30 protein-coding genes and 1 tRNA gene are annotated in these 25,216 nt (G+C 38.0%); 13 read left to right on the top strand and 18 right to left on the bottom strand.

What is annotated here, in order from left to right:
• Positions 1–14: 14 nt before the first annotated feature.
• Complete coding sequence (locus AB1467_02530; protein ID MEW6295150.1) at positions 15–581, bottom strand: hypothetical protein; 567 nt, start codon at positions 579–581, stop codon at positions 15–17.
• Positions 582–752: 171 nt separating this feature from the next.
• Between AB1467_02530 and AB1467_02525 the strand changes: the two genes are divergently transcribed.
• The 3 genes from AB1467_02525 (at position 753) to AB1467_02515 (ending at position 3,713) form a co-directional block, all read left to right on the top strand.
• Positions 753–2,036, top strand: coding sequence for a CBS domain-containing protein (locus AB1467_02525; GenBank protein MEW6295149.1), 1,284 nt, complete (start codon positions 753–755; stop codon positions 2,034–2,036).
• Positions 2,029–3,264 carry an Nramp family divalent metal transporter gene (locus AB1467_02520; protein ID MEW6295148.1) on the top strand — a complete coding sequence of 412 codons (1,236 nt, stop codon included), beginning with the start codon at positions 2,029–2,031 and terminating at the stop codon, positions 3,262–3,264. The genes AB1467_02525 and AB1467_02520 overlap by 8 nt, the downstream gene beginning before the upstream one ends.
• A 158-nt stretch (positions 3,265–3,422) precedes the next feature.
• The gene (locus AB1467_02515; GenBank protein ID MEW6295147.1) at positions 3,423–3,713 is read left to right on the top strand and encodes a hypothetical protein; all 291 of its coding nucleotides are present in this window, start codon (positions 3,423–3,425) and stop codon (positions 3,711–3,713) included.
• Here the strand turns inward: AB1467_02515 and AB1467_02510 are convergent.
• Positions 3,688–4,266, bottom strand: coding sequence for a hypothetical protein (locus tag AB1467_02510; protein MEW6295146.1), 579 nt, complete (start codon positions 4,264–4,266; stop codon positions 3,688–3,690). The two genes, AB1467_02515 and AB1467_02510, sit on opposite strands and share 26 nt — an antisense overlap.
• A gap of 48 nt (positions 4,267–4,314) precedes the next feature.
• Here AB1467_02510 and AB1467_02505 point away from each other — a divergent pair.
• A tRNA-Val gene (locus tag AB1467_02505) sits at positions 4,315–4,386 on the top strand.
• Positions 4,387–4,397: 11 nt separating this feature from the next.
• Here AB1467_02505 and AB1467_02500 read toward each other — a convergent pair.
• Positions 4,398–5,894, bottom strand: a complete 1,497-nt coding sequence (locus tag AB1467_02500; GenBank protein ID MEW6295145.1) for a hypothetical protein — start codon at positions 5,892–5,894, stop codon at positions 4,398–4,400.
• A 53-nt stretch (positions 5,895–5,947) separates the two neighbouring features.
• Between AB1467_02500 and AB1467_02495 the strand changes: the two genes are divergently transcribed.
• Both AB1467_02495 and AB1467_02490 read left to right on the top strand, forming a co-directional pair.
• On the top strand, positions 5,948–8,239 hold the full coding sequence (locus AB1467_02495) for a hypothetical protein (GenBank protein MEW6295144.1): 2,292 nt from the start codon (positions 5,948–5,950) through the stop codon (positions 8,237–8,239).
• Positions 8,240–8,294: 55 nt separating this feature from the next.
• A complete protein-coding gene (locus AB1467_02490) occupies positions 8,295–8,984 on the top strand; it encodes a hypothetical protein (GenBank protein MEW6295143.1) in 690 nt (229 codons plus the stop codon).
• A 23-nt stretch (positions 8,985–9,007) separates the two neighbouring features.
• Here AB1467_02490 and AB1467_02485 read toward each other — a convergent pair whose 3' ends face one another.
• Positions 9,008–9,484: a hypothetical protein gene (locus AB1467_02485; protein ID MEW6295142.1), complete on the bottom strand. Its 477-nt coding sequence runs from the start codon at positions 9,482–9,484 to the stop codon at positions 9,008–9,010.
• 149 nt (positions 9,485–9,633) lie between these two features.
• Between AB1467_02485 and AB1467_02480 the strand changes: the two genes are divergently transcribed.
• Positions 9,634–9,918 carry a hypothetical protein gene (locus tag AB1467_02480; GenBank protein ID MEW6295141.1) on the top strand — a complete coding sequence of 95 codons (285 nt, stop codon included), beginning with the start codon at positions 9,634–9,636 and terminating at the stop codon, positions 9,916–9,918.
• A 5-nt stretch (positions 9,919–9,923) separates the two neighbouring features.
• On the opposite strand, the gene AB1467_02475 is transcribed toward AB1467_02480, so the two are convergent.
• Complete coding sequence (locus AB1467_02475) at positions 9,924–11,219, bottom strand: ATP-binding protein (GenBank protein MEW6295140.1); 1,296 nt, start codon at positions 11,217–11,219, stop codon at positions 9,924–9,926.
• Positions 11,220–11,287: 68 nt separating this feature from the next.
• Between AB1467_02475 and AB1467_02470 the strand changes: the two genes are divergently transcribed.
• The gene (locus AB1467_02470) at positions 11,288–11,983 is read left to right on the top strand and encodes an NAD(P)-dependent oxidoreductase (GenBank protein ID MEW6295139.1); all 696 of its coding nucleotides are present in this window, start codon (positions 11,288–11,290) and stop codon (positions 11,981–11,983) included.
• 20 nt (positions 11,984–12,003) lie between these two features.
• Positions 12,004–12,429 (top strand): cysteine peptidase family C39 domain-containing protein, encoded by a 426-nt coding sequence (locus tag AB1467_02465; GenBank protein ID MEW6295138.1) that lies wholly within the window; start codon positions 12,004–12,006, stop codon positions 12,427–12,429.
• Between the two features lie 22 nt (positions 12,430–12,451).
• Here the strand turns inward: AB1467_02465 and AB1467_02460 are convergent, their stop codons facing one another.
• The 6 genes from AB1467_02460 to fen all read right to left on the bottom strand — a co-directional run bounded on the left by AB1467_02460 (position 12,452) and on the right by fen (position 18,474).
• The gene (locus AB1467_02460; GenBank protein ID MEW6295137.1) at positions 12,452–13,834 is read right to left on the bottom strand and encodes an ATP-binding protein; all 1,383 of its coding nucleotides are present in this window, start codon (positions 13,832–13,834) and stop codon (positions 12,452–12,454) included.
• A 291-nt stretch (positions 13,835–14,125) separates the two neighbouring features.
• Positions 14,126–14,629, bottom strand: coding sequence for a hypothetical protein (locus AB1467_02455; GenBank protein ID MEW6295136.1), 504 nt, complete (start codon positions 14,627–14,629; stop codon positions 14,126–14,128).
• Positions 14,630–14,751: 122 nt separating this feature from the next.
• Positions 14,752–15,033 carry a DNA-binding protein Alba gene (gene albA / locus AB1467_02450; GenBank protein ID MEW6295135.1) on the bottom strand — a complete coding sequence of 94 codons (282 nt, stop codon included), beginning with the start codon at positions 15,031–15,033 and terminating at the stop codon, positions 14,752–14,754.
• A 67-nt stretch (positions 15,034–15,100) separates the two neighbouring features.
• Positions 15,101–15,952, bottom strand: a complete 852-nt coding sequence (locus AB1467_02445; protein ID MEW6295134.1) for a hypothetical protein — start codon at positions 15,950–15,952, stop codon at positions 15,101–15,103.
• 131 nt (positions 15,953–16,083) lie between these two features.
• The gene (locus AB1467_02440; GenBank protein ID MEW6295133.1) at positions 16,084–17,433 is read right to left on the bottom strand and encodes a GTPase; all 1,350 of its coding nucleotides are present in this window, start codon (positions 17,431–17,433) and stop codon (positions 16,084–16,086) included.
• A 15-nt stretch (positions 17,434–17,448) separates the two neighbouring features.
• Complete coding sequence (gene fen / locus AB1467_02435) at positions 17,449–18,474, bottom strand: flap endonuclease-1 (protein MEW6295132.1); 1,026 nt, start codon at positions 18,472–18,474, stop codon at positions 17,449–17,451.
• A 320-nt stretch (positions 18,475–18,794) separates the two neighbouring features.
• Here fen and AB1467_02430 point away from each other — a divergent pair, with 320 nt between their 5' ends.
• Positions 18,795–19,091: an AbrB/MazE/SpoVT family DNA-binding domain-containing protein gene (locus AB1467_02430; protein ID MEW6295131.1), complete on the top strand. Its 297-nt coding sequence runs from the start codon at positions 18,795–18,797 to the stop codon at positions 19,089–19,091.
• 63 nt (positions 19,092–19,154) lie between these two features.
• On the opposite strand, the gene AB1467_02425 is transcribed toward AB1467_02430, so the two are convergent.
• Positions 19,155–19,520, bottom strand: coding sequence for a PIN domain-containing protein (locus tag AB1467_02425; GenBank protein ID MEW6295130.1), 366 nt, complete (start codon positions 19,518–19,520; stop codon positions 19,155–19,157).
• Between the two features lie 67 nt (positions 19,521–19,587).
• Here AB1467_02425 and AB1467_02420 point away from each other — a divergent pair, with 67 nt between their 5' ends.
• Both AB1467_02420 and AB1467_02415 read left to right on the top strand, forming a co-directional pair.
• A complete protein-coding gene (locus tag AB1467_02420; protein ID MEW6295129.1) occupies positions 19,588–19,995 on the top strand; it encodes a multiprotein bridging factor aMBF1 in 408 nt (135 codons plus the stop codon).
• A gap of 2 nt (positions 19,996–19,997) precedes the next feature.
• On the top strand, positions 19,998–21,416 hold the full coding sequence (locus AB1467_02415; protein ID MEW6295128.1) for a M50 family metallopeptidase: 1,419 nt from the start codon (positions 19,998–20,000) through the stop codon (positions 21,414–21,416).
• A gap of 21 nt (positions 21,417–21,437) precedes the next feature.
• On the opposite strand, the gene AB1467_02410 is transcribed toward AB1467_02415, so the two are convergent.
• Together AB1467_02410 and AB1467_02405 are read right to left on the bottom strand one after the other, a co-directional pair.
• Positions 21,438–21,581, bottom strand: a complete 144-nt coding sequence (locus tag AB1467_02410; GenBank protein MEW6295127.1) for a class III signal peptide-containing protein — start codon at positions 21,579–21,581, stop codon at positions 21,438–21,440.
• Between the two features lie 27 nt (positions 21,582–21,608).
• Positions 21,609–21,773: a hypothetical protein gene (locus tag AB1467_02405; protein ID MEW6295126.1), complete on the bottom strand. Its 165-nt coding sequence runs from the start codon at positions 21,771–21,773 to the stop codon at positions 21,609–21,611.
• Between the two features lie 161 nt (positions 21,774–21,934).
• On the opposite strand from AB1467_02405, the gene AB1467_02400 reads away from it, so the two are divergent.
• Positions 21,935–22,621, top strand: a complete 687-nt coding sequence (locus tag AB1467_02400) for a DUF3378 domain-containing protein (protein ID MEW6295125.1) — start codon at positions 21,935–21,937, stop codon at positions 22,619–22,621.
• 1 nt (position 22,622) lies between these two features.
• Here AB1467_02400 and AB1467_02395 read toward each other — a convergent pair whose 3' ends face one another.
• From AB1467_02395 to AB1467_02380, 4 genes are all read right to left on the bottom strand, one after another.
• The gene (locus AB1467_02395; protein ID MEW6295124.1) at positions 22,623–23,144 is read right to left on the bottom strand and encodes a ZPR1 zinc finger domain-containing protein; all 522 of its coding nucleotides are present in this window, start codon (positions 23,142–23,144) and stop codon (positions 22,623–22,625) included.
• A gap of 40 nt (positions 23,145–23,184) precedes the next feature.
• Positions 23,185–24,045 carry a PKD domain-containing protein gene (locus AB1467_02390; GenBank protein ID MEW6295123.1) on the bottom strand — a complete coding sequence of 287 codons (861 nt, stop codon included), beginning with the start codon at positions 24,043–24,045 and terminating at the stop codon, positions 23,185–23,187.
• Positions 24,046–24,177: 132 nt separating this feature from the next.
• Positions 24,178–24,639 carry a dockerin type I repeat-containing protein gene (locus AB1467_02385; protein ID MEW6295122.1) on the bottom strand — a complete coding sequence of 154 codons (462 nt, stop codon included), beginning with the start codon at positions 24,637–24,639 and terminating at the stop codon, positions 24,178–24,180.
• 31 nt (positions 24,640–24,670) lie between these two features.
• Positions 24,671–25,204: a hypothetical protein gene (locus tag AB1467_02380; protein ID MEW6295121.1), complete on the bottom strand. Its 534-nt coding sequence runs from the start codon at positions 25,202–25,204 to the stop codon at positions 24,671–24,673.
• Between the last annotated feature and the right edge of the window lie 12 nt (positions 25,205–25,216).

Genomic DNA, 25,216 nt, shown 5'->3' with positions numbered 1-25,216 from the left:
AATGTATACGAAAATCAGCCCGCTTTCTTTGCCTGCCCTTTTCTCTGATTTAATATTTTCATGGCATGCTTGAGGGCTTTCTTTGCTTGCCTTAACCTGATTTTGGCGTCCCTCTTTAATATTTTGTCGTTTTTTGCTTTTGCAACTATTAAGGCTTTCTCTGAAAGCCCTATGCATTTTTTTGATTCCTCAATTGCATCATTTAATGAAAAATTAGGAATTTTATTTTTTCTCGTTTTCAAGTCATCCACTGTGAGGTCAAACTTTTCAAAAAAATGTTTTCTGTTTGCTTCTGCTATTTCAGCCTGAATTCTTTCGATTCTTTCCATGTGCCCGAGGAGCCTTCTTGTCGTGGTTATTCTTCTACCCCTACTTATAATAATTCTTTCTTTGGGGTCGAAGCTCCTTCTCTTAAGTCCAAGCCTAATTCTTTGGTTTTTCCATTTTCTCCTCCCTAAATCAATTCTCCCTTGCCCTATAAGCCATTCCGGCCTAAATCCCTTTCCGGCAACTTTAATCGGGATTATGGGCCTTACAACATTTCCTTTTTTTCTATGTTTATAAGAAAACCTTTTATCCATTTTTAATTTATGATATATGTGTTTTGCTTTAAATTTAAACCTTTCTTTTTCTCTTTGGGGCAACTTACCACTTTCTCTTTTTTTTAAAAAGAGAAAGGGGCAGAGGGAAAGCATTAAATAATTCTTCCACCTTATTTTTTTGGTTCAAGTTTTTTGTTTTTTGTGATGGGAATGCCTAAAGCGATTTATTTCAGTCACCTGCAGGGAAAGACTGTTTTTGACTGCAATGAAAAAAAGCTTGGAGTATTAAATGACCTGGTTATTGCTGACGGGCAGGAATTGGCTGAGGTGATTGCGCTTGCTGTAAAGACAAACGGCAAAAAAATGAAGGTTAACTGGAGATTCATTGAATCAATAGAGTACTGCATTTATTTGAACAAGCCATTGAATGAAATAGACTTTGAGGCTCTGAATGACTCAGACCTTCTGGTTTCTGAGATTCTTTTGGACAAGCAATTAATTGATGTTGACGGCTTAAAGGTTGTGAGGGTGAATGATGTAATCCTTTCCAAGGTCGGGGGGAAGCTTTGCGTTTCAAGCGTTGACATAGGCAACAGGGCGATCTTGAGGCGCCTTGGTTTGGAGAAACTGTTTTTGCCTTTAACTTACAGGATGAGTGAAAAAATTCTGCCTTGGGGCAATGTCCAGCCTTTGAATGTTACTCCTTCACAGAACCTTCAATTGAATATTTCTAGGGCGAAGATTTCAAAGAGCCATCCTGCAGACATCGCTGATTTTCTTACTGAACTGTCCCACAGGGAAAGGGCTTTGGTTTTTAATTCTCTGGATGAAAGCATTGCAGCAGACACTCTTGCAGAGTCAAAGCCTGAGGTGTTGAAATCTGTTGTCCATGAAATGAAGCCTCATAATATTGCAAAGATTGTGCAGGAAATGGAGGCTGATGAAATAGTCCAGTTCTTCGGCTTTGTTTCAAGGGAGAAAGGGAATGAAATTCTCGGCATGCTTGATGAGGGCTCACAAAGGGAAATAAGGAAAATGCTTGAAATGCCCAGAAAGTCTGCAGGAAAAATTATGACCTTCAATTTTGTTGTTGTGCCCAAGAATTTTAGTGTAAAAGAGGTGTTAGACCACGTCAGGAGGACTGTCCGTGAGCCCCAGGAGTTCTCCCATATTTATGTTGTGGATGAAAGGGAGAAATTGCTTGGCGTTCTGCCTTTAAGGAATCTTGTCATTGCAAAGCCTTCAAGGAAGGCATTTGAATTGATGAACGACAAAATTATCAGCGTTCACACTAATTCAAAATTTGAAGAAGTTGCAAAGATTTTCAGCAAGTACAGGCTGCTTTCCCTGCCTGTAACTGATGCTGAAGGAAAACTTGCCGGGGTAATTACAATAGATGACGTATTCAATAAAATGATTCCGCACAAGTTTAGGAAGCAAAAGATTAGGAGAAGGATTAAGCAGGCAAAGAGAGGGGGAGAGCAGATTGCTTGAAAAAATTAGGAAGTTTAAAATTCAATTGCTGATTTTTTTTGGTGTTTTGGGCCCTGGAATTATTACAAGCGCTGTGGACAATGATGCTGGGGGCATTGCGACTTACAGCATTGCCGGAGCGCATTTCGGTTACTCCTTGTTGTGGACAATGATTCCTATTGCGGTAATTCTTGTTGTGGTCCAGGAAATGAATGCAAGGATGGGCATTGTCACAGGGAAAGGCCTTGCTGATTTGATAAGGGAGAACTTCGGCTTAAGAATAACTTTTTTTGTTATGGCAGCATTGTTTTTCACTAATCTTACTAATACTGTAGCTGAATTCGCTGGGATTGCTGCTGCCTCGGAATTGTTTGGAATAACAAAATTTATTGCGGTTCCTTTGGGGGCATTATTTGTCTGGCTTTTGATTGTAAGGGGAACATACAAGAATGTTGAGAAGGCATTTCTTTTTGCTGTATTATTCTATTTTGCTTATATTATTGCAGGGCTGATGATTCAGCCTGACTGGCTTGAAGTTGGAAAGGCTGTAGTAAACCCATCAATTCAAATTGATTCCTCTTATTTGATGATTATTGTAGGATTGATTGGGGCAACTATTGCGCCTTGGATGCAGTTCTATCTTCAGGCCTCAATCGCAGAGAAAGGCATTAAGCCAGAGGAATTGCATTTCTCTAGAATGGACGTAATTTTGGGTTCAATTGTTACTGTCATTATAATGCTTTTCATTATTGTGACGACTGCAACTGTACTGCATCCTCATGGAATAAGGATTGATTCAGCAGAGAATGCAGCAAAGGCTTTAGGGCCTCTTGCAGGCAATTATGCTTCTTCCCTGTTTGCTTTAGGCCTTCTTGCTGCCTCAGTTTTTGCTGCTGCAATCCTTCCTTTGGCCACAGCTTATTATGTTTGCGAGGGCTTCGGCTTTGAGTCAGGGGTGAACAAGAAAATCAGGGAGGCCCCACAATTCTATTCCTTGTTCACTGCAATGATTTTGGTTGGAGCTGGGTTGATATTAATTCCAAACATTCCCTTGATTTCAATAATGTACTGGTCTCAGGTATTGAACGGAATCCTGCTTCCAATTGTATTGATTTTAATGCTCTATCTCATCAACAACAAGAAATTGATGGGACCTTATGTTAACGGAACAAAAATGAATATAATGTGTTGGATCATTTCAGGCGGCCTGATAATTGCCTCTGTTTCACTAATCTTGTCCATGCTTTGATAGAGCTTTTTTCGCAATATTTATTTTTGTTTTGCTTTTATTATTAATTTAAGGGGGGCAATAAACGATGAGGGAGAAAATCAATCAACTGAAATTAATTTTCGAGGACGGAGAGGAAATAGTCTCAGGCCTCAGGAAAGGCCTTGGGGGAGAACAAGGTGAATTACGCCCTATTAATTGGAGCTCAGGGGAAAATAAAAGACTTTGAGATAAACTATTTTCTTGGCTCAGAGTACAGGGGCAAGCACATTGAGAGAGAGTATTCATTGAATGGCGCTTCAGGAAAGTTTGTGAGAAAAGAAGAGGAATTCACTGGCGACTTTCACGTGCTCCTCTTCGGCGGAGGCAATGAGACAATCAATGGCACCCTGCTTTCAGGCATAGCCTCAGGGGAAGTTGTAATAACAGCAAGGCTGCCTGACTTCAAGAAGATGATCGGCGACGACTGAATTCTTCGTTGAATTTTATTCTAGCCAATTCTTTTTTAAGTTCTATTAAAATTAATCCGTTTCTTGCAAATAACCCGAAAGACCAGTGAGCGTAAGAATCTCCAAGCGAAGGTTCAATTAATGGTTTTGTTCCTTTTACCTCTAAGTTTTTGTGAAAGGAATCATATTCGTGGCGTTTTTTTTCAATTAAGTTAAATAATCTTATTAATTCCCCTGCTGCCTTTCCTAAAGGAATTCTTTTTGTTTCGGACAGTTTTATTATGCAGTTTTTTATTATTTTTCTCTTGTTTTCTATTCGTGCTGAAGCATAATTGCCCAGCAATCCAATCAAAAGTTTCCTTTCTGGCACTCCAGCAAAAAATCTTCTCTCAAAATGTGCGTAAATTCTTTGCCCAATCTTTGGGTTCATCCAAGCTTTTTCAATGTCAAGCGGTCTTGATCTTGAGGTATACCTTTTTTCTAATCTCAAGATTCTTTTTTCTGCTTCTCTGAAAAAATTTTTGGGTTTTATTGTGTAATATTTTGTTTTGTGCATTTCAATCCTTTGATTCAATCTTAACATAATAATAATTTTTCTTATTTAAATTATTTTACCTTGAAGGGGCCCGTGGTCTATTGGTATGACGACACCTTCACACGGTGTAGGCAGCGAGTTCGATTCTCGCCGGGCCCAACTATTTTTTTCTAAGATTTTTTTGCTAGGAGGATTTTGCCGTTAAAGCCTTTCTCTCTTATTTCTGTGAGGATGGAGAGCATCTGCCATGTCTGGTCTGTTTTTGCTTTTATTATTATGTCTGTTGTCTTGTCTTTAAGGTTGTCTTTAATGCTTTCAACGCTTATGCCCAGGAACTGGTTGCCTAAAAATTTTTGTGAATTAACGTCTTCAAACCAGTAAATCGTAAAAGAATTAACCTGGTTTAAGGGAATGTTTTCTTCAACGTACAGGTAGGTTTCCGAAGGGAATTTTTTGTTGAAGTAATCTTGCAGTTCTCCTGTCCTGAAAGGCCTGAAAGGCTTTATTCTTGCATAAGCAACCCAGCCAACCTTGTCTGATTCAATTATTTCACCGTAATTTTTTATTGCTGAATTAAATTCCTGCAATGTCATTTCCCTTGGAAGGCCGTAAACATAAAGGCCTCCTCCTTCTGCAGCGCTTGAAGGCAGCTGTTCCTTGGAAAGGTCTGATACGCTCCTGCCGTAACCGAAGTTTATTACATTTATTTGGGTTAAATACAAGGACAGCAGTAAAAGCAGGAAAAGCAGTGCATTAAACCACTTGAATTCCAGTATGCCTGCCTTGATGGACTTAAAGAAATAGTAAAGGAGGCCCAGGCTTAAAATTACTGGGGTTGCAATTACGTTAGCCTCCAGCTCAAAACCGAAAAGAATTGCGGGGTAAATAAGGAAGGAGAGTGAAAGAAGGGGGAAAATGAATTCAATTCTCTTGTCCTTGAATTTGATTGCAGTCCTTGAAATGTAGAGCAGGAAAAAGAAGGCTGTAATTGTATCAAGCCCTGAGGCAATGCCCCCGTCTATTATGTGAATTATGAATCCTATTTCTGCAGCCAGAAACAAAAGGTAATCAAAGGCCTTGATTTTATGCGCCCTGGAATTCAAGTGCAGGGTTCCAAAAATTAAGAGCAGTGCAAGCACTGCAGAAAAAAATGCTGCCCAGGCATCTGCGTTCGGGAAGAGCTCATACCATGGTTTTCCGTCATCAAATTTATTGCCTAAATTTATTCCTGTAATATTTTCAAGGTAGTAAATTGAAATTTTAGGGAAATGGTTGTGGGTAAGCCTTGAGGCCTCCCAGTTTACAACTGGATTAGGCAGTATTGTGGCGAAAGGGCCTTTTGACTTGAATTGGACTGAGAAGTCATTGAACATTTGGAGGCCTGCCCAGAAGCCTATGACTGCAATCAAGATGAAAACGCACAAGAAAATCTTGTCTTTTCTTTGAATTTTCCTGCTCAATCCTGACTTTATGAATGCAATGCTAATAATTGGGTTTACCATAAAAAAGAGGAATATTAAAATTGTTTTGCCCAAGGAAATGCCCCCGTACAAGTCCCTTATAATGCCGTACACGAGATTAAGGATTGGACTGAAAGAAAAAGAAATAAGGAGAAGGGCAATGAAAGCCGGGCTTAACAGCAGCAAATTTTTTATTTTGGTTTCCATTAAATAATTTCCTGCCAGTATTGCTTTTAAACTGCTCGAATGCAATTTCTATTATGAGAATGCCCAGTGAGCTGAAATTCTTTGTGCTGCTTTTCCTGTTTTTTCTCATGGCAGTAATTGCCTCCCAGCACTGGCACACCCTTGCAGTCCAGGAAGCTTCGCTGTCAGTTTCACTGGATTCTTACACCAAAATTGTCTCTCCAGATTCACAGGCCTGCTTTGCCTTGGAATTCAACCCATTGTTTTTCCCGAACAAGAAAACAATCGAAGTGAATGCCTTTAATGGCAGCAAAACAATGGTAAAAGACAAAATAGAATTGTACAAGGAAAAAGAATCAATGCAGTACTGCTTCAGTTCAGGCGAATTGAACGAGGGGATGAACCTAATTGAAATCAATGCAGGCCAGGAAAAACTCTTTTTCCACCTTGAAAAGAAGGAATTGCCAGGAAGCCTTGCGCCTGAAATAAAAATCATTTCCTTGAATGAGGATTCAATTGAATTCTCTTTAACTCAGTATTCAACGCAGGCAATGCCTGTAAAGATTTTTGTTAATGGGATTTTAGACCACCAGTTCATTCCTCCTGAAGGAAAAAATGAGTTTAAGGAGAAAATTGCTCTCTTCGAAGGCCTCAATTCAGTTAAAATTTCTTATGATGGCATTACAGCAGAAAAATCTATTGAATTCCAGCCAAAGCCCTCAATGAATTTGGTTGCAGGCGTGCTTATAATTGTGCTTGCTTTGTTTGTCTTCTCTTTTTTTGTTTTCTCCAAGACTCATTTTGCAGAAAAAATTTCTCTTTCAATTGCTTTTTTTCTCATCTTGCTCATCTTCAATGGTTTTGCGCTGAATGCAATAGGCTTCCTGAACCTGACCTCTTTTGTTGTCTTGTTTTTAATTGAACTTTTATTGATTGCATTCTTTTTCAGGAAGAATTTTTCTTTTGGCAGGAAAATGAGATTCTTCTCATTAAACCTGGTTGAGGTTTTTGCAATCCTCTTCCTGGTTTTTTTCTCTTTGATGTTCCATTTCTTCACTCCAAGCCATTTCACTTTTTATAACAATTACTATGAAAGAGAGTCAGCTGCAATAGCAGAAAATTTTTCAATCCCAAAGATTGATGAATTGAGTTATCTTGGAAGGGGCTTTGCTTTTATTCCAGGCTATTTCCTGGCAAACGCTGGAATGTCCTGGCTCACTGGACTGCAGGGGCAGCCCTTGTTTGCCTTGATTATTGCCCTCTCGAACATTTTCTTTGTTTTTTCTGTTTTCTATCTGTGCAGTGCACTGAAATTTGATAGAAAGCTTGCGTCAATTGCACTCTTTTTGATTTGGTCTAGTTCAATTATTTTTTCTTTTGCTGTCATAACCCCAAGGCACATGATTGCATTGGCAATGCTTTTCGTGGCTCTCGCCTGTTTGGTCAAAAAGCGCAGTTTCCTTCTTTCAGGATTCTTCCTGGGCTTTGCCTCTTTCATTCAGTTCCCTCTGCTTTTAATTTTCTTCTTCCTTTACGTTTTCCTTGCAAGGAAAATCGAGTGGAAGCCCCTCATTCAAGCCTTTGTTATTGGCTTTATTATTGTGTTCCTGCTCTTCTTTGAGAATCTTCTGGCCTTCGGCCTGCCTGTGGAGATAAGGCCTTCGGACTGGGGTTATATGATTAATTATCCAATCAATGTTGTTTTGTCCTCTCACGGAATACTTCTCTTTTTCTTTGCAGTGTTTTTTATTTCTGGGGCAATAGCCTTTTACAGGAAGCCTGAATTCATTTTTTCTTATAAGAGCAAATTGTTTTTGGGAATTATTGTTGGCTTCATTCTGCAGGCCCTTCTTACCTCGCGATTTGATGTGCCTGTTGCCGTGGTAATTGCCTTCTTTTTAATTGCAGTAATAGAAAAAGATAAAATTTTCGACCGGAGAATTTTCCTTACAGTAATGCTGATCGGCGCATTCCTTTCTCTGCTTTTAATTCCAAATTTTGTTTTATCTTCAAGGGAATTGGGCGCATTCAATTACTTGAAAGAGAATTCTTCCACTGACGCACGGATTCTTTCAGACCCCTGGCTTGGGCATTCTGTTACATTCTTTTCGCAGAGAAAGGTTTTAGCTGATTTATGGGTGGAGTACGCAGATGAAGGAAAGCTCGCTGACGCCTATTATTTCCTCAAGAATTCTGATTACAATGTGCTGAAGAAATACAAGATTGATTTTGTGATAAATTATTCTGACATAATTTACGAGAAGATTCTGGACAACAAGCCTTCAGAGAAGGCAATAGAATTCTATGGGCTGGATAAGGTTTACTCTGCTGACAACAAGATTTACATTCACTGGGCCCAAAACTGAAAAAAAAGCGAAGGATTAAATTTTTTTGCTCTCCTCTTTTTATTGGTGGGGCATAATGGCTGAAGAGAATAAAACAAAGGCAATTAATGAGGTAAAGCAGTTAGAGCTCGAACTGCACAGGGTTTTGAATGCTTTTGGGGCAGCAGAGGAATTGAACAGGAATCTTTCTTCCTTGTACGAGAAAATGCTTTCACTGGAGAAATCAGCAGAAGACAATCCTGCCTTAAGCAAGGTTCTAATAAAAGAAATAAATGAAAGGAAAATTCTTTCTCTCTACAAGAAGCTTGAATCCAGTTATTCAAAGATAATGGATTCAATGAAGGCTAATGACGAGAAAGCCTTGAGGGCAAACCTCTTCATTGAGAACTTCAGGAACTCAAGGAATTATTTATTCAAGAATTTAGACCATTCAATTGACTTCATTGAAGCTGCCCTACCTTTATTTTCAATTAATTCCATTTCATTTAAGCCTGAATTCGTTGGAGTAATAAAATTGGAGGACATTGCAAGAGAGGTTGGCTTGGACAAGAGCGCTCAAAGCATTTTGGTTCCCCAGGCAAAGGTCAGGCAGCTTTTTAATTACCTGGATTCAAAGACAAACCAGAGGAATTTCAGGCTTGAAAGTGAGGTCCTGAAAATCACAATGCGCTCGGAGAAGGAACTGCAGATTGAAGCAGACAATGCAGTCATCAGGCGCCTAGACAGGCTGGCAAAACAAATGGACGGCAACTACAGCGAAGAATAAGCTTCAAAAAAGATTCCAGAAAATTAATTTTCAGAAAACAATTCCTTTGCTCCCTTTGCAATTATCCTTCCTGTTTTAGTCAAGTAAACTTTTTTGTCTTTTGTTTGCTTCAAGTGCTTGAATTTTAATCCCTTCTTTATTATTGGGTTCATTTTTGCTTTAACAGCTGTTTTGGGGCTAAACGCATTTTCTTCCAGCAATGCAATGTATATTTCGTCTGTTTTTGAATAGTTCATATTGAATTCTTCTTTCAATATTGCTTTCTGCTCTTTTAGAGGGAGGGCAGTCATTTCTATTTTGAACATTTCCCCTTTGTGTGTTTTTATTGATTCCATTCTTGGCATTTCCTGAATCTTTTTAATTAAGCCCAGATAGGCATTGCATGCCTGATAATTCAATCCGCTAAGCTGTGCAATCTTGGTTGGAGGCAAAGCAACTCCTGTATTATCCTCCAGGCATTTAGTGATTGAAGAGACAATTGTAATAGGTCTTCTCCGCATAAAAAGAAAATATACAGCAAAAGATATATAAACATATATTAATTGCTGTATAATTAAATATTATTTAATTTTTTATTCGTTTATTGCCTGTTAAAAAGATTTAATTAATTTTTGTTAATCTTGTTCTTTTTGAAGAGAGTTGGTTTCTAATGTTGAATAAAGATAAGATAATTCCTATTGAAGACAGAGTTCTAGTTGAAATGTACAGCAAATCAATAATAAAGAATTCTTACAAAAACATTTACTTGATTAAAAATAAGATAAGGTTTGAAGAGCTGCAGAAACAATACAACAAAAAGATTGAATTCAAAAAAATTTTAAAATACTTAAAAAATAAAGGTTTTATTGAAGACCATGGAAAATCATTAAAAGTAGCTTCTGTAAGTGAATTTGGAGCAAAATATATAATGGGAAAATATTCTGTAAAAAAATAATTTTTTTATTCAGTGAAGGCAGTTGCTGTCACTCCCCCGTCCCAAGACATCCTTGGCCTCATTTTAATCATCCACAGGTTCTCTGTATTGTCATCCAAAATTAACGCAAAGCCTGTGCTCCTCGGCATTTCCTCAAAGTACCTATCGAAGGCCTGATGCATGTAGGAAGGCCTGAGCTGGCTTACAGCCTCAATGTCAGGCTGAGAAGTCAATCTATGGCTTAAAAACAAATCGCACTGGCTTATGCAGTCAGGGTGAAGTTTGTTAGGCCTTTGTGTTGCAAGCAAAAGAGAAAGGCCTGGCTGCCTTCCAACCCTCACCCATTCAAGCAGTGCCTTCAATGCAATGCTGCCCTCGTCTTTGGGCATGAACATGTGGGCTTCATCTATCATGAGCCACACAATAGGCATTGCTGACTCCCTCTTCATTCCTTTTATGAGTTTCACTTCCTCTTCTTTCCTGTAAAGCATTCTCTCCTCAAACAATTTTTTTGCAAGCAATGCAACAATAATGTCTTTCACCCCCTCTGAGCCAATAGCCTGCCTGTAAGAGCTCACATCAATTACTGTTACTTTTCCGGGTTCAGCCAATTCCTTTATTTTTGAGCCTTCCTTATCAAAGAGGCCCCAGGATTTTGCTACTTTGATTCTTCCAATTACTGCCTGCCTTGTCTTCTTTTCTGCCTCAGTGTCCTTTTCAATCAATTCAATTAAATCCTTGAGGTCGTACATTGAACCTTTCTTTTCCTTCATTAAATTCACTGCGCGGGAAAGCAGAATTCCTTCCTCTTCCTTCCACGTCAAATTGAATAATGCAAGCCATTCCTCTTCCTCTAATTCTGAGGCCTTTAACTTGAAGCTTCCGTCAACAGGAATGCCTTTCTCTTTATAGAAAGAAATCCTTCCCTCAGGAACTAAAACCCTGCATTCAGTTCCTTGCGGCTCCAAATTCCAATTGAACAATTCGCCTTTGTCCTCCCTGTTAGCAATCTTTAAAGTCCAGAATATTCCCACAGTATCAATCACAATGCATGAAATTCTCTTTTTTATGTGTTCTGGCTGGCGGGCGAACTCTTCTACCACTACAGCCATGCTGAACGATTTTCCCGAACCGCGTTTTCCGCAAATCAAAATCACATGAGGCCTTGCAAGATCCATCAAAACTTTTCTTCCTAAAACAGGCCTTTCGCCTGAACTCATTACAACCTTTCCAATGTATGCTGTTCCTTTCTCTCCGTACTTCTCTATGTCTCCTAAATTCCTTCCGATTACTGCGCTTCTCTCGCTTATCTCAATAGCCATTTTAAATCCACACACAAAATGCGAGAAAGAAATTAAAAATGGTTTTGTTAAAAAATTAAAATGATGCTATGAAAATCCTTATAACTGGAAGTTCTGGCTTCATTGGAAGCGAATTAGTCAATCATTTGTCTGGAAAGCATGAAATCGTAAAATATGATTTGGCTGAAGGAAAAGACATTTTAAATCATAATGAATTAAATGAGGTAATGAAAGGCTGTGATATTGTTGTACATCTTGCGGCAATAAGGGGTCCATTTGAAGATAAAACCTTTTCTGATTATTTTCAGGTGAACTGCCAAGGAACATTTAATGTTGCCCAAGCTGCATTGGAAAATAAAATAAAACGCTTAATTTTTACGAGTTCAACGACTTATTATGGCATAGAAAAAGGAATCCCTTTCGTGAAGCCAATAAAGGAATCAAACCCAATTGTAACCCAGCACGTTAAAGCCGAAGACTTGAATTGCAGGGACTGTGATATTGCTTATTCAACGAGCAAGGTTATTGCGGAACAGATTCTTGCAAATTACGGTATGATGAAAAAATTTGAGGTAATAATTCTAAGGATTGGCCCTACAAGGAAGAGGGGAGAATACAAGCCATTTCTGGGAATTCAAGTAAAAATAGAAAATGTACTGCAAGCCATTGAAGCATCAATAACAACAAACAAAAAATTATGGTACGAATCATTCACAATTTTAGATGCATCAAAAGATGCAGACCTCTCCAAAGCAAAAAAGATTTTGGGTTATAAACCAGTTTAAATTGTAAGATGAGAAATTTTATGAGAAAGCTTTCTGTTCCTTTATTAAAACAGGATAAATTGACTTGTGGGGTTACTGCTTTAAGGATGGTTCTCCAGTATTTTGGCAAGGATGTTTCTTCAAGTGAAATCATTAGAAAAATTGGGGGCATCAAGAGTTATGGCATTAGAACAATAAAGCTGGCTGATTTTGCTCGAAGTTTAGGATTCAGAGTAGAATGTTATTCTTACAATAAAAAACTAGCAAAAGGAAAAGCAGAAATCAGGAAGCCTGCAAAGTTTGACATAATAAAATTCCTGAAAAAACACGAGAAAGGAAGGTTCTGGTATAATGACCCGAAAGACGGAAAGCATCATAAAATTAAAGAAGACGATTTAATGTTTGCTTGGTTCAACAATGTTCTGGGTTCAAGCGCATATCTATTAGTTTTATACCCGAAAAATTAAAAGAATTAGAAAGGCGGCTTTCCTATCTCTTGAGAATCCTTTCAATGTCCTTTAAGCCAAAGCAATAAACTTTTTTGTTTTCATGATTTCTGATTTTTTTACTGAAGCTTTTTGCAAATACTGCATAGCATTCCTTTCTTTCATTGTTATGCCAGTTAACATGCATTGACTTTTCAGCCAATTCTTTTACAATCTTTTCCGCATTAACTTTTTCCTGCCATTTGCATTCCACAAAAATTATTTCTTTGCTTTGCTCATTTAGAGCAATAATGTCAATTTCTATGTCTTTATGCCACCATTTATAAACCTTTGAAAACACAGAAAACTCTACAAAAAATTTATGATTGATTAAATCTTCAATTAAGTATTCAAAAGATATCCCAAAAATAGAATTTATCTCTTTCTTTATGGGTTCTTCAACGTCTTTAATATTCCCTATTTCAAGCTTGTCTTTATTTGGATAAACAAACTTAAACCAAAACCTAAAGAAAGGATCAATAATCTCATAATAGCCTTTTCTCTTCATGCCGAAAGGTAGAATGTGCTTTATAATATTTGTTTCTTCAAGGGTCGAAAGATATTTCATAATATTGCTTTTATCCATTCCTGTAACAGAACATAACTTGCCTATAGTCTTATATCCTAAAGAGATGTATTTCAAAATCAGCCTGTATGTCCTAGACTCCTTAAACTCTTGTCTTAGCAGGACTAAAGGCTCATCATACAAATTTAATCCCTTTACCAAAAAATTATTTTTTATGTTCCCAAACAAATCTTCTTTTTTGTTGTAGAACTTAAGGTAATATGGAACATTTCCAAAAACGAAATAAACCTTCATGGCCTTTTCTATTCTGCCAACTAAATCATAAACTACCCTGAAATCAAAAGGCAGAAGCTTCCAGTAATTAATATCCCTCCCATAAAGAGGGCTCCTGTAACCCAAAACATCATTTTCCATTATCGATAAAGAAGAACCGCACAAGACTAACATTATCTCGCTGTTTCTGAATAATTCATCTGTGATTTTCTGAAATGTCGAAAGCAAGCCTTTATTTAAATTTAGCATATAAGGGAATTCGTCTATAACTATAACAGCCTTCTTGTTTTTAATTTCCTCTGCTAAATACTTGAACAAATCATAGAAGCTTTTTTCTTCAATTTTCAGAAAATAATCCTTGCCTGTCAACTCGTAAAATTTGTTTTTGAATTCTTTTATATTCTCCGTCAAATTTTCTTCTGTGGCAAGAATATAAACCCCTTTTTTGTTCTCCAAAAAATGTTTTAATAAGTCCGTTTTTCCAATTCTTCTTCTCCCATAAAGGACAAATAGTTTGAAGCCTCTTTTCTTATGAAGCCTTTCTAGAAATTTTAATTCTTCTTCTCTATTTACAAATTGTGGTAGCATAATTATTATAATTTACATACCACTTTTTAAATATTTTGCTTTTCAGACAATGGGTAAAAGACAAAAAACAAAAAATTAGAAGAGCAGGCCTTGGTTTTTGCAAACCAAAGCGCTCTTGAACGAATTCTGCGTTTTGGGTATTGAGGCAAAGGAGGCAATTTTTTGCCGTCAATAAAAATTATAGGCCGGCCACCAAGCATTGGATTTGGTGGGGGAAAAAAAAAGCAAGCTTAATGGCGGCCCGTTGTGTAAGGAGGCTTTATTTCCTGCAAGGCTGTAATTTTGAAAGCATTACTTCTGCACGAAAAACAGGACTTTTTTTCCTGACTGTATTTTCCTGAGCAATCCTTCTCTGGACAATTTATTTAGGCGCTGGCACGCAGCATTCTTTCCTTTATAGGAAAGCATTGACTGGACTGCTTCAGCGCTTGAAGGCCCTTTTTCTTCTATCAACCTTAAAATTTTCTGGTCCTGTTCAGGCAGTAAAACAATTTTATTTGCCCCTACTGCTAATTTTTGCTCTATTCGAGGAGTTTGATCAACAGATTCACCCAAAGTCTTGGTTTTTAATTCAAACATTATTTTGTCGTACTTGTCGTTCAGTTGCTCTAAGAGCTTGTTTGTCTTGTCTCTCTCTTCAGCCAACTTGAAGAGCAGTGCCCCAAAAAGCAAAGGGTTTTTGCTGTGCTCAAACACTTGCTGAATGTCAAGGGTGAGTTCATTGAATTTAGGGCTTACCTTCTCAATAAGCTCCTTGCTTTTTAATAACTCAATGAATTCATCATGAGCATTCATGCTGTATCATGATAGTATCATGATATTTAAAAACCTATCGTTTTCGGGCTATGAAGGCCCAAAGCCAGAATTAGTTTAAAAAATTAAAGGCAAGAACCCGAAAGGGTTCTCTTCTATATAACTCATTTTTTCATGGATATTTCTATGGCTGACACCTTGAGTGGGTTGCCTTCCTCTGAGTGTATCTCTTCTGTGGAAATGCCTATTCTTGCAATCTTGAGGTCTGTCACAAACTTGTTTTTGACTATTTCTGCTACGTCCACTGCCCTGCTTATTGCTTTTCCCCTTGCTTTTATGAGAATTTCTTTTGCTCCGTTGTTTATTTGTGTTACCACTGCAAGAACATATGCCATTGTTCCTTTTTTTCCTATGAAGATTGTGTTTTCGTCTGCGTTTGTTGCCATCTTAAATTACACCTCCAATTGATTGTAATTTTGATTTTAATTGTTGAGCATTTCTGTTCTTTTTGCTTTAGCTTTTGCCTACAAGGTATTTTATTGTCCTCTCGAATATTCCTGGAGTCTTTCCTGGATCGTAATTAAAGTAAATGCTTTTCCCTATGTATAACTTTTTTTCCACTATTCCCGGATACCAGTCTCCGCTGACCCCTGTTCTTTCAATGTAAGCCAGTTGGTCTCCTGTTATTTCCACTGGGAATGTCTCAAACAATACCTGGCCTTCTCCTTGAGGTGGAGCTTGCTCTATGTATTTCATTATAGGGTGGTCGAACTTGTCTCTTTTAAGGACGCCTAATACTCTTATGAGCTGGGTGCATGATGGTTCATTTGTTTCTCCTGTGGGAGTGCATGCCACTGGCACTATGTCTCCTATTGTGGCCCCCCAGCCTATTACCTCGTATGCTCCTTTCTCTCTTATGCCTGAGTCCATTACTAGAATGAATTTTCCGCCCTTGTTGACATACTTTTTTATTGCGTCCCCTAATTGTATTGATATTTCTTTGTTTGCCTGGGTGTGCTGGTCTAGCATTACTATATCGTATTGGGCTAATACCTCTTCAGGGTTTACTGTGAATTGCGCTGGGTCTCTCTGCTGGTATCTTACAATGTTTTTGATGTTGTTTAATGTAACTTGAGTATCGTAAGATGGCGCTCCTATAATCAGCATGCTTACTGGCTTCTGCGAGCTTATGAATGGGATCTCCCAGAAGCCTAAAGCGTCTCCTATAAATGCAACAATTATTATTATCAGAATTAGCGGCACAATGCCTTCAAGGTTATTTTTTATTTTTGAGGTGACTCCGCCTCCCCCGCTGTAGTATTCAGGAGGCATTGCTTCTGCTCCTGCTTCTTCTGCGTAAGCCATTGTATCTTGCTCCTTTTTTTCTCCCTTACCTATTAATGTATAATTAATTGTTTAAATATGTTTTGGTTTTTTTATCCCAAAAACCAATTATAATTAACGCCTTTCCTCTTTATAAAGGTTTTCTTTTAATTTTATTTTTTCTTCTTTAATGTTTCCTGGATTAATTTTTTTAATTCTAAGTCAACCTCTTTTCCTAGGGCGTATTTCACTCGGATGACCCTCTTGTTTGTCTTTACAATTTTCGCCAGGTCTATTGGGGTGCCTGCAAGCACTAAATCGCAGGGCACTGCATTAATTGTTTTTTCTAATTCTTTTAATTGCCCTTTGCTGTAGCCCATTGCAGGGAGAACTTTCTCCAATTGAGCGAACTCAGAAAAAACATTTTTAATGCTGCCCACAGCATAAGGCTTTGGGTCAACTATTTTGGCTTTATGGTTTTCAGCAAAAGTGAATGCTGCCCCAAAGCCCATGCCCCCGTGCGTGACAGTAGGGCCATCCTCAACGCATAAAACCTTTTTTCCCTTCAATTCAATTTTTTGGTTCAAGGAAATTACTGAGCTTGCCTTTAAAATTTTTGCTTTAGGGTTTGCCCTGGAAATATTCTCTTCAAGCTTTTTCACTGAATTTGCCGGGGCAGAATTAACCTTGTTTATTAAAACAACATCTGCCATTAACAGGTTTGTTTCTCCTGGGTGATATAATGTTTCATGGCCTAAACGAAAAGGGTCTGTTACTACAACCAGCAAATCCGGTTTATAGAATGAAAGCTCGTTATTGCCTCCGTCCCACACTATTACCTGAGCCTCTTTTTCTGCTGAACGCAAAATTTTTTTGTAATCCACTCCAGCATAAATCACAAATCCTTCTTCAATGTAAGGCTCGTATTCCTCTCTTTCCTCTATAGTACAATTATTCTCCTCCAAGTCTTTATAGGACGCAAAGCGGATGCTCACCTGCTTTCTCAGGTCTCCATAAGGCATTGGCTCTCTTATTGCAACTGTCTTCTTCCCCAATTTTTTGAGTATCTCGCAAATCCTTCTTGAGGTCTGGCTTTTACCGCAGCCTGTCCTTACAGCGCACACTGCAATTACTGGTTTCTTTGATTTAATCATTATTGCTTTTGCTCCTAATAAGACAAAATTTGCTCCTGCTGCAAGAGCCTGGGAGGCTTTATGCATTACATGCTCGTGGCTGTTGTCGGAATAAGAGAATACAACTTCTTCTATATCAAATTTTTTTATTAGTTCTGGCAGTATTTTCTCTGAATAAATTGGAATGCCTTTCTTGTAGAGCTTTCCGGCAAGTTCTTTCGGGTAATACCTGTGAGGTTTTTTTGAGAGGACGCCTAAGTTCTGCTTTGCGTTCTGGGTGAATGCTTTTACTTCAAATTCTTTGTTGTCCTTGAAGTGCATGTTGAAGTCATGGAAGTCCCTTCCTGCTGCGCCCATTATTATTACTTTTTTTCTTTTATTTTCTGCCATTTAATTCCCCCCTTATTAAAACCATTTCTTGAGCGAAGACTGTTCTCCTTCCTGTTCTATTTTTTCTGAAATCTTGTTTATTGTGTTTTCCACTCTCTCCCTGCTGAAGTTGTGTTCTTCTACAAGGAGTTCAATTATCTTCTGCCTGTCAGGCTGCCTGAATTCAATCCTGAAATCAGGGGAATAAGCAGGCTTCAGGAAAATTTCTTCCATCTCCCTGTAATCGAATTCCGGCTCGTGCTTTGATTCTTTTATTATTTCTTCAAATGAATCAAACTTCTTCACTAACCCCAAGGCAGTTTTCGGTCCAATCTTAGGGAACTTTTCGTTGAAGTCTGTTCCAACAAGGATTCCAATCCATATTAATTTCCTTCTGTCAATGCCCAGCTTCTCCAGTGTTTCTTTCAAATAAATTTTTTCTGGGAGTACATCAATGTAAATGTTTTTTCCTGGAAGCTTTCTTCTCCCTGTTACTGTAATATTGCGCAAGAGCAATGGAGCCCCATAAAGCAGGGCGTCATAATCCTGGGAGACACAGCCAAAGCATTCTCCTTTCTCCACCATTACTGCAACCTGTGCTTCTCCGTCCATTGGAGCGTCAATGGTTGGAAGGCCTAATGCTTTTATCAGCTTTTTTGCTTCTCCAATCATTTCCTCTGAGAGGACTGAGGTCTGCTGTGCGTACTTCTTTATGTCTTCTTTTCTGCCTTCCTTTTTTGCTTGCTCTAATTTTTTTTTGGCTTCATCTTTCACTTTCTTTCTTTCCTCTCTTGTGCTTGCCTTGAGCTCGTGGGGCTCTCCATCAAATACAAAGACAGGCTTTATTTCCTTCTGCAGCAAATTGGCTGTCCTGTAGAATAAGCCTGTGAGGTGCGAGGTAATCCTGCCCTGCGAGTCCATTAATGGTTCGCCTTCCTGCGAGCGTATAGTGGAAAGAAACTGGTAAATAATATTGAATGAGTCTATGCCCAATTTCTTGCCTGAAAGCTCTTCTAATTCGATTTCCTTTTTCTCCAAGAGGTCGCCTATTGCAGTGCCCATCCAAATCAATAAAAAATTACTTTGAAAAACAATAAAAACAAAACCTAATTATGTAGAACCAACAGCGAAGAAAATCGTCAGAAGCCTTAAAAATCGCGATATATTTATATATTTCTTAAGCAACAATTATATAAGCATTGAACTTAGTTTAAGGTGAGCCTATCCCGATTCTATTCTAAGTTCAACCAACTCTCTTAGAATTGGGGAAAGAATGTCCAACATTCTTTCCTCCTAATTCCCTATAATTTCTATTGCTTTCAGCATAATTATATTTAAATATGTTTTCTTACTTGTATTACTTGTAATACTAAGGTTTTGTTATGTTGAATGGAATTAGAACATCAACAATTACTTTGAAAGGGCAAATAGTAATCCCAAGCGAATTAAGGGCTAGTGAAGGCTTTCACAGCGGCCAAAAAGTTGCTTTGCTTGCATTTAAGGACCATTTGGAAGTCAGGCCTTTAAAGGGTGTCTTAAGCAAACTCGATTTTGAAGAAGAAATAAAAAAGAATAGAGCAATACTCAGAAAATTTGTAGAAAAGCATAATCTCAAAGGTTTGAAAATCAAAGAACTTACTGCAAAAGAAAAGGATGAATTAGCTAGAAGCCTTGTATAAACTCTTCCGGGTTTTTGCAAGGAATTATTTTTCCTGCTTTTTCAAAGTCTTTCTTGTTCCATGTTATAATATACTCACAGTTGTACTAATATACTCACAGTTGTACTCTACCGCATTTGCGATATGTGTTGCATCCGCAAAATGTATTTCGGTTTCTTTCATTATTTTTAGAACTTTATCTTTTTCAACATTATTTATTATAGTTGTTTTTATTCCAAAATCTTCAAATAATTGTTTAATACCTTTTTCCTCTGAAAACACTTTTTTCTTTATTTCAACCAGAAAAAGTTGTGAAATAACTAACTCAGTTTTAAGCAGGCCGCATGCAGCAAAAAATTTTTCACTTGACTGAAACCTCACATTAAATGCTTTGTCTATTTCGCTTCGCAGATAAGAAATCAGCACATTAGAGTCAAGGTATAATCTCATAAAAACTGTTCTTTGCATTAACTATAAATTACTTTTCTTTTTTCAATTTAGTAATTAGGGCGGTTATATGAATTGCGAGATCTGCGGGAAAGAGGCGGGAAAAAGGGTTTCGGTAAATATTGACGGAACAATTTTTGATGTATGTGAGGCCTGCTCTAAATACGGAACAAAAATTGAGGTTCCCTCCTTGCCAAAAGCAAAGATTGAAAAGCCTTCTTTGAGGCAATTTAATGAAAGGAGCGAAAGGGACTTATTCAAAACAGATGAATTTTTAATTGACAATTACGGCTCTGCAGTCAGGAAGGCCAGAGAAAAGAAAGGCCTTACAGTAAAGGAGTTCGCGCAGAAGCTCTTCGAGAAGGAGTCTGTAATCCACAGGGTTGAAAGGAATGAATTCAAGCCCGGAGACAAATTAACAAGAAAAATTGAAAGCTTTTTTGGCATAAAATTAAAGGAGAAATTGAAAGAGGAATAAAAATGGACTGGTTTTATGTTCTCATAATTTTTATTCTGGTTTCAGTTATTGTAACCTATCTTTTCAAGAGGTTCCTGGGCGCTCAAACCTATTACTTTGCCTCTCTCATAAAAACAAAAAAGGCAAACAAGTACTTTGACAAATTCTCAAGGCATGAAAGGACAATCAATTTCCTGTCAGAATTAGGGCTTGTGTTAGGCTTTGGGGCAATTGCAGTTGATTACCTTCACGGCAAAGGCGAGAGCACTGCAAGAAGGCTTCTCTTATTCCTTTTTTCTACTCTTGCCCTTTACGTTTTCTTTGAGTTGCTCTTGGGCTGGGCTTTCACTTCAAGCCCTTTCATGAAGCCTTTCTCCCAGATCTTTGGTTTCCTTAACTTGTTCAGCCTTGTTTTCGGCCTTGCAGGATTTGCAGGATTTGTTTTAATCACCTTGATTTTCAGTTCAGCAGAAATTATTGTTAAAACCTTTTTCTGGAAGGTGCAGGCCTGCCCTGGTGTTGCCCCTCTCATTCCTGGCGTGGACATTCCTAATGTCCCAATTAAAGTTCCAATTCATGTCTGGCTTGTACTGTTCATTATTCTTGTAGTGCATGAAGGCTTTCACGGAATCACTGCAAGAAAAGAGAAGATTAAAATTAATTCTTCCGGGCTCTTGCTTTTGGGCTTCCTTCCAATAGGCGCTTTTGTTGAGCCTGATGAAATTCAATTAAAAAAAGCATACAAGAAGAGCGCCCTCAAAATCTTTGCTGCAGGGCCTCTTGCAAACCTTGCTTCAATCCCTGTTTTCCTGTTGATAGGTTCAATTATTGCTCTTGTTTTCTTTGCCCCTTTTTCAGGCTGGGCTGAAGGCATTCACGACCAGGCTGTTCTTGGAGTGAAAATTTCAGGCGTTGACAAGAACACAGGCTTTTGTGGTGATCTTTATCCTTCGCCTGCCTATGGAGTATTAGAAAAGGAAATGACAATTAAAGAAGTTAACGGAAAAAAAATTCTCGCCATGAATGATCTGACTAAGGCATTGCTTGACAATAACAAGTCTTACACTTTTGTGCTTGAAACAGAAAAGGGAGAAACAATAGAGAAAACCTTGACTAAAAACAAGATGGGGAAGTTCGGCTTTACTTCAGAGGAAATTCCCAATCCTGCTTTCACTGAACCATTAAGTTTTACTGTTTATTCTACTTTATTGCAGTTCTTCTCTGAATTCTTTTACTGGCTTGTCATTGTAAGCCTTCTGGTTGCAATAGTTAATTTCCTGCCTGTTGAGCCCTTTGATGGAGGAAAGATTGCAAAAATCATTTATTCTTCTTATATGCCTGCCTCAATTAAAGAAGCCGAGAGGGAGAAAATCATTGAAAAATTCTTTATATTCATAGTATTAATTTTAATTATACTGAATGCAATTCCTCTGTTCATGTGAATCAAGAATTAAATTAAGGGTTTAGTGCGTTTGGGAGGGGTTTTGTGCCTTGCCTTTTGTTAAGTCAGTCAATTGCGTTAATACTACTACAACAACTGCTGCTATGAGCACTGCAGAGCCTAATAAAAGCAGGTATTCTAATGCGCCTTGCGCTTTTTGCTCCATAGTTTCCTGGTTTCCCTTTGATTGCTTTTATTCTTTCTTGTAGACCCCTAATGCATGGTAGCAGGGCTTGCGGTCCCAGCTGCACCTGTCGCAGCAGCAGCCTAAATGGACTGCCCCCTTGTAGTTTTCGCAGAGCACTATCTTGTCAGGATTGTCTTTAAAGGTTACAGAGCATATCTTGCAGTTCGTCATAAAAATTTTTTCCTCCACCTAAAGAATTAATTTTTTTTTCAGTACAATATATAACCATTTTCTTTAATAATAAATATGCTATTAAAATGGAAAAAGGAGGCTCGGAACCATACTTCCCATAAAATAAAATTAAGGGAGGTATCGGAACCGCAGGTTCTGATATGGAGAAGGTTCTTAACTTTGGTTCAAAGCAGAAAAGGCAATTGATTGAAATCCTCAGGGAATTCCCTCAGGTGGAGACAAAGAATGCCTTCGAGGAATTGAGGTGCAAGGCAGGCAATTGCACTGTAACCTTGTACTCTTCAGGAAAGCTTGTAGTACAGGGCAATGACTGCAAGAAGGTCACTGAGGAAATCTTGCAGAGGATGGGTTTGGAAGAAGAACTGGTTTTAGGCATTGATGAGGCTGGAAGAGGGGAAAGCTTTGGCTCTTTTGTTGTAAGCTTTGTTTTGGGCGACAGCAATAAGTTAAGAGAGTTGAGGGACAGCAAGAAGACAGGCAACCTAAAAGAGAAAGCTGAAATTGTTTCAGGGAACGCCCTTGCAGTAGCAACTGTTTCTTTGAATTCCCGGCTCATAGACCAGTTAAGGAATAATGGACTGAACTTGAATGAAATTGAAGTCAGAATAATAAACAATCTTGTACTGCTCTTTGATGAATTAGGGGTAAAGGCAAAGGTTAAGGCTGACGGCAGCAGACTGAATGGGACATTAAAGCACGTTGAATTCATAGTGAAAGGCGACGACTTAGAGCCAGTAATAGGCGCTGCAAGCGTTATTGCAAAGCTGGCCCGAGAAGAATCCAAAGACAGAGAGCACAGGAAGAGCTGGAACGTGAAAGAGAAATAAATTATTTCTTTAATTCTTTTTTTACTGCTTTTTTTCCGGGTATGGCTCCGTTGCCCTGAAGGTCAATTAATTCTACTGTGAATTTTATTTCTGCGTTTTTGGCTTTGCTTATTTTTTCGAGCATTTTGTTTACTTTTTGTTTCTGGGTTTTCTGGCCTTCAAGGCCTGCAAGGGAGGATAAGGCTTCCTGCACTCTTTCAAGGACGCCTTCAATGTTGGTGATATAGCCTTCGCTGTAAGGCCCTGGCTTTACTTCAATGCCCAATTCTTTTATTTTAAGAAGGGAAGAGCTTGACCTCACAATTTTTGTCCTTAAATCTTTTTTTGAATCAATCTTTATTTCATATTTCGCAGGCTTTCTTGCTTGAGCGCTTTGCACGTCATTCAAATTGAAGTTGCATTTCCTGCAGTGCAGATTAGAGAACAGGGTTTTACCGTAATGGGGGACTGAATGAAAAGAATAAGTCATCAAGGCATTTCCAGAACAGACAGGGCACGGCACTTTCATTGAATAAGTCTTCATAAGAAAAAAAGTGATTCGATCAAATTAATAAATTATTTTTTTAGCCTGCAAAACAATTTGTTCCATTGAAATTTTTTATTGTATTTGAGATTTTGATTCCGTTTACATTATAAATTGCTTCTTGTTCAAAAAAGCACTCGCATTTTCCTGCTGACCCTTCTACTACAGCCCAGAATTTTGATTTGTGGGTATATCCATCAACATTCATGTCGCCCTTCCTTAATCTAGTGCCTGGGGCGTCAATCCATTTAATTAATTTTGGATAATGCTTTTTCTTGTAAGTGTCATTTTTTTCCATGTAATCGTCATTACACCAATTAGGTGAAAGGAAACCACACTTTACGCCCAAAAACTCGTAGTTAAAGTCTTTGTTTTTGTAATGACGTGTAGCTTTTGTTTTCTGCCGTTCATCGCAGAGCTTTGGGTCAGTTGTATTATCAGTTAGTTCTGCTTGAACCTCAAAAAAGGTTCCAATAAAAAATATTTTTTTTGAATCAAGCCAATTAATGTCATCAAAGCCACCAAGCTTATTATAGTCTGACGAAATATTATTCTTTATAAGTGTTTTTTCTAACTTGTAATCATTTCTGTCAAATTCTCCTGTGCTTCTTATTGTCATTTTCTTGCAGCCGCAGTTAGCATCGTAGCCCGGAACAAAAAAATAAGTTCCATTAAAACCCAAATCATCAGTAACAGTCAAACTCGCATTATAAAATCCGGGCGGAGAATACTTGTGTGATGCTATTGACCCAGTGCCTGTATTGCCGTCGCCAAAATCCCATTCATAGCCTGTAATTGAGCCGTCAGAATCATATGAAGTGCCTGCGTCAAAAAACCATTCATTATTATAAGGGTTGTACATTGTTGTAGCGTGAGCTACTGGCAGTTTGTTTACTGTCACTTGAACGGTATTGGACACTGTTCCAGAATAAGAGTATTCTGTTGTCTTAACATAAAGAGGACCAGAAGATATAATTGAAGTATCAAATATTGTATCCCAGGCACTGCTTCCTGCGGCACCATACTCTGCTATTTAAGTCCAATTAACATTATCATAAGAATATTCTAACTTCATTTTTTTTATTTTTGAAGGAGAAAGATTTGAGTCATCTATCACAGAAACCAGAGCAGGACCACCAATTATTTCATAATTTGAAGGACTAATTATTTTAGGCTGGGGCTCAGGACCACAGTTTGGGGTTGGACCTCCCTTAAACAAAAAATTTACCAGCCAAACAATATCTGTTACTGACACCTTTCCATCATTATTTGCATCTGCTCCATCCATATCCACTGGGGCAGTGCCGCCCTTAAACAAAAAATTTACCAGCCAAACAATATCTGTTACTGACACCACGCCATCGCCATTTGCATCGCCACATTTGAATGATTCTATAAACTCTGATTCAGTTGAATCAAGAAGTGCATAAAACTTAGAGGAAAAGAACAACAAAATAATTGCAACAGTAACCAAACCTAATAATTTCTTTTTCATTTTTTTATCTTTTTCCCTAAAAATAAAAACTTCAGCTTCCCTTGTGGAAGACTATCTCGTGGATTCTTTTGTTTAACTTCCTTAATTCTTTTTTTTCTTTCTTCTTTTTTTCCTGCTGTCCTTTGCTTTTAGGCTTTATTTCTTCCAATGCATCTTTTAATGCCTGTATCTCAATTCTTGTATCTCTCCTGAATTCGTCTAATCTCTTTATTTTCTCTTCTATTTCGTAAGGGATCTTCAGCTCTTTTTCTTTTGCTTCAATTTTCTTGCTTAATTCCATCATTCCGTAATTCAAGTTCTTTAATGCTTTCTCTACTTCCCCAAGCCTGCTGTGCGCCATTTCAATTTTATGGCCTGCTGCCCTGACGCTGGATTGAAGGGCATAAACATCATCGTAGTATAAACTGCTTTTCTGGATTCCATTTCTCATCATTGAGTCCTCGTTTATTTGAGCTCTTATCTTTTCTAGTTCCTTGAAGCTGTAGCCTTTTGGCTGAGTAAAGAAAAGAAGGCCGTTGCCTACTGCAAGGCCTACTACCAATACAATTAATTCAACTGCAACCATTTTCCTTCCACC

This window comes from Candidatus Diapherotrites archaeon (genome assembly GCA_040755695.1).
Taxonomy (GTDB): domain Archaea; phylum Iainarchaeota; class Iainarchaeia; order Iainarchaeales; family 1-14-0-10-31-34; genus JBFMAK01.
The sequence above is the reverse complement of the archived record's forward strand: the minus strand, read 5'-3'. Positions and strand labels throughout refer to the sequence as shown.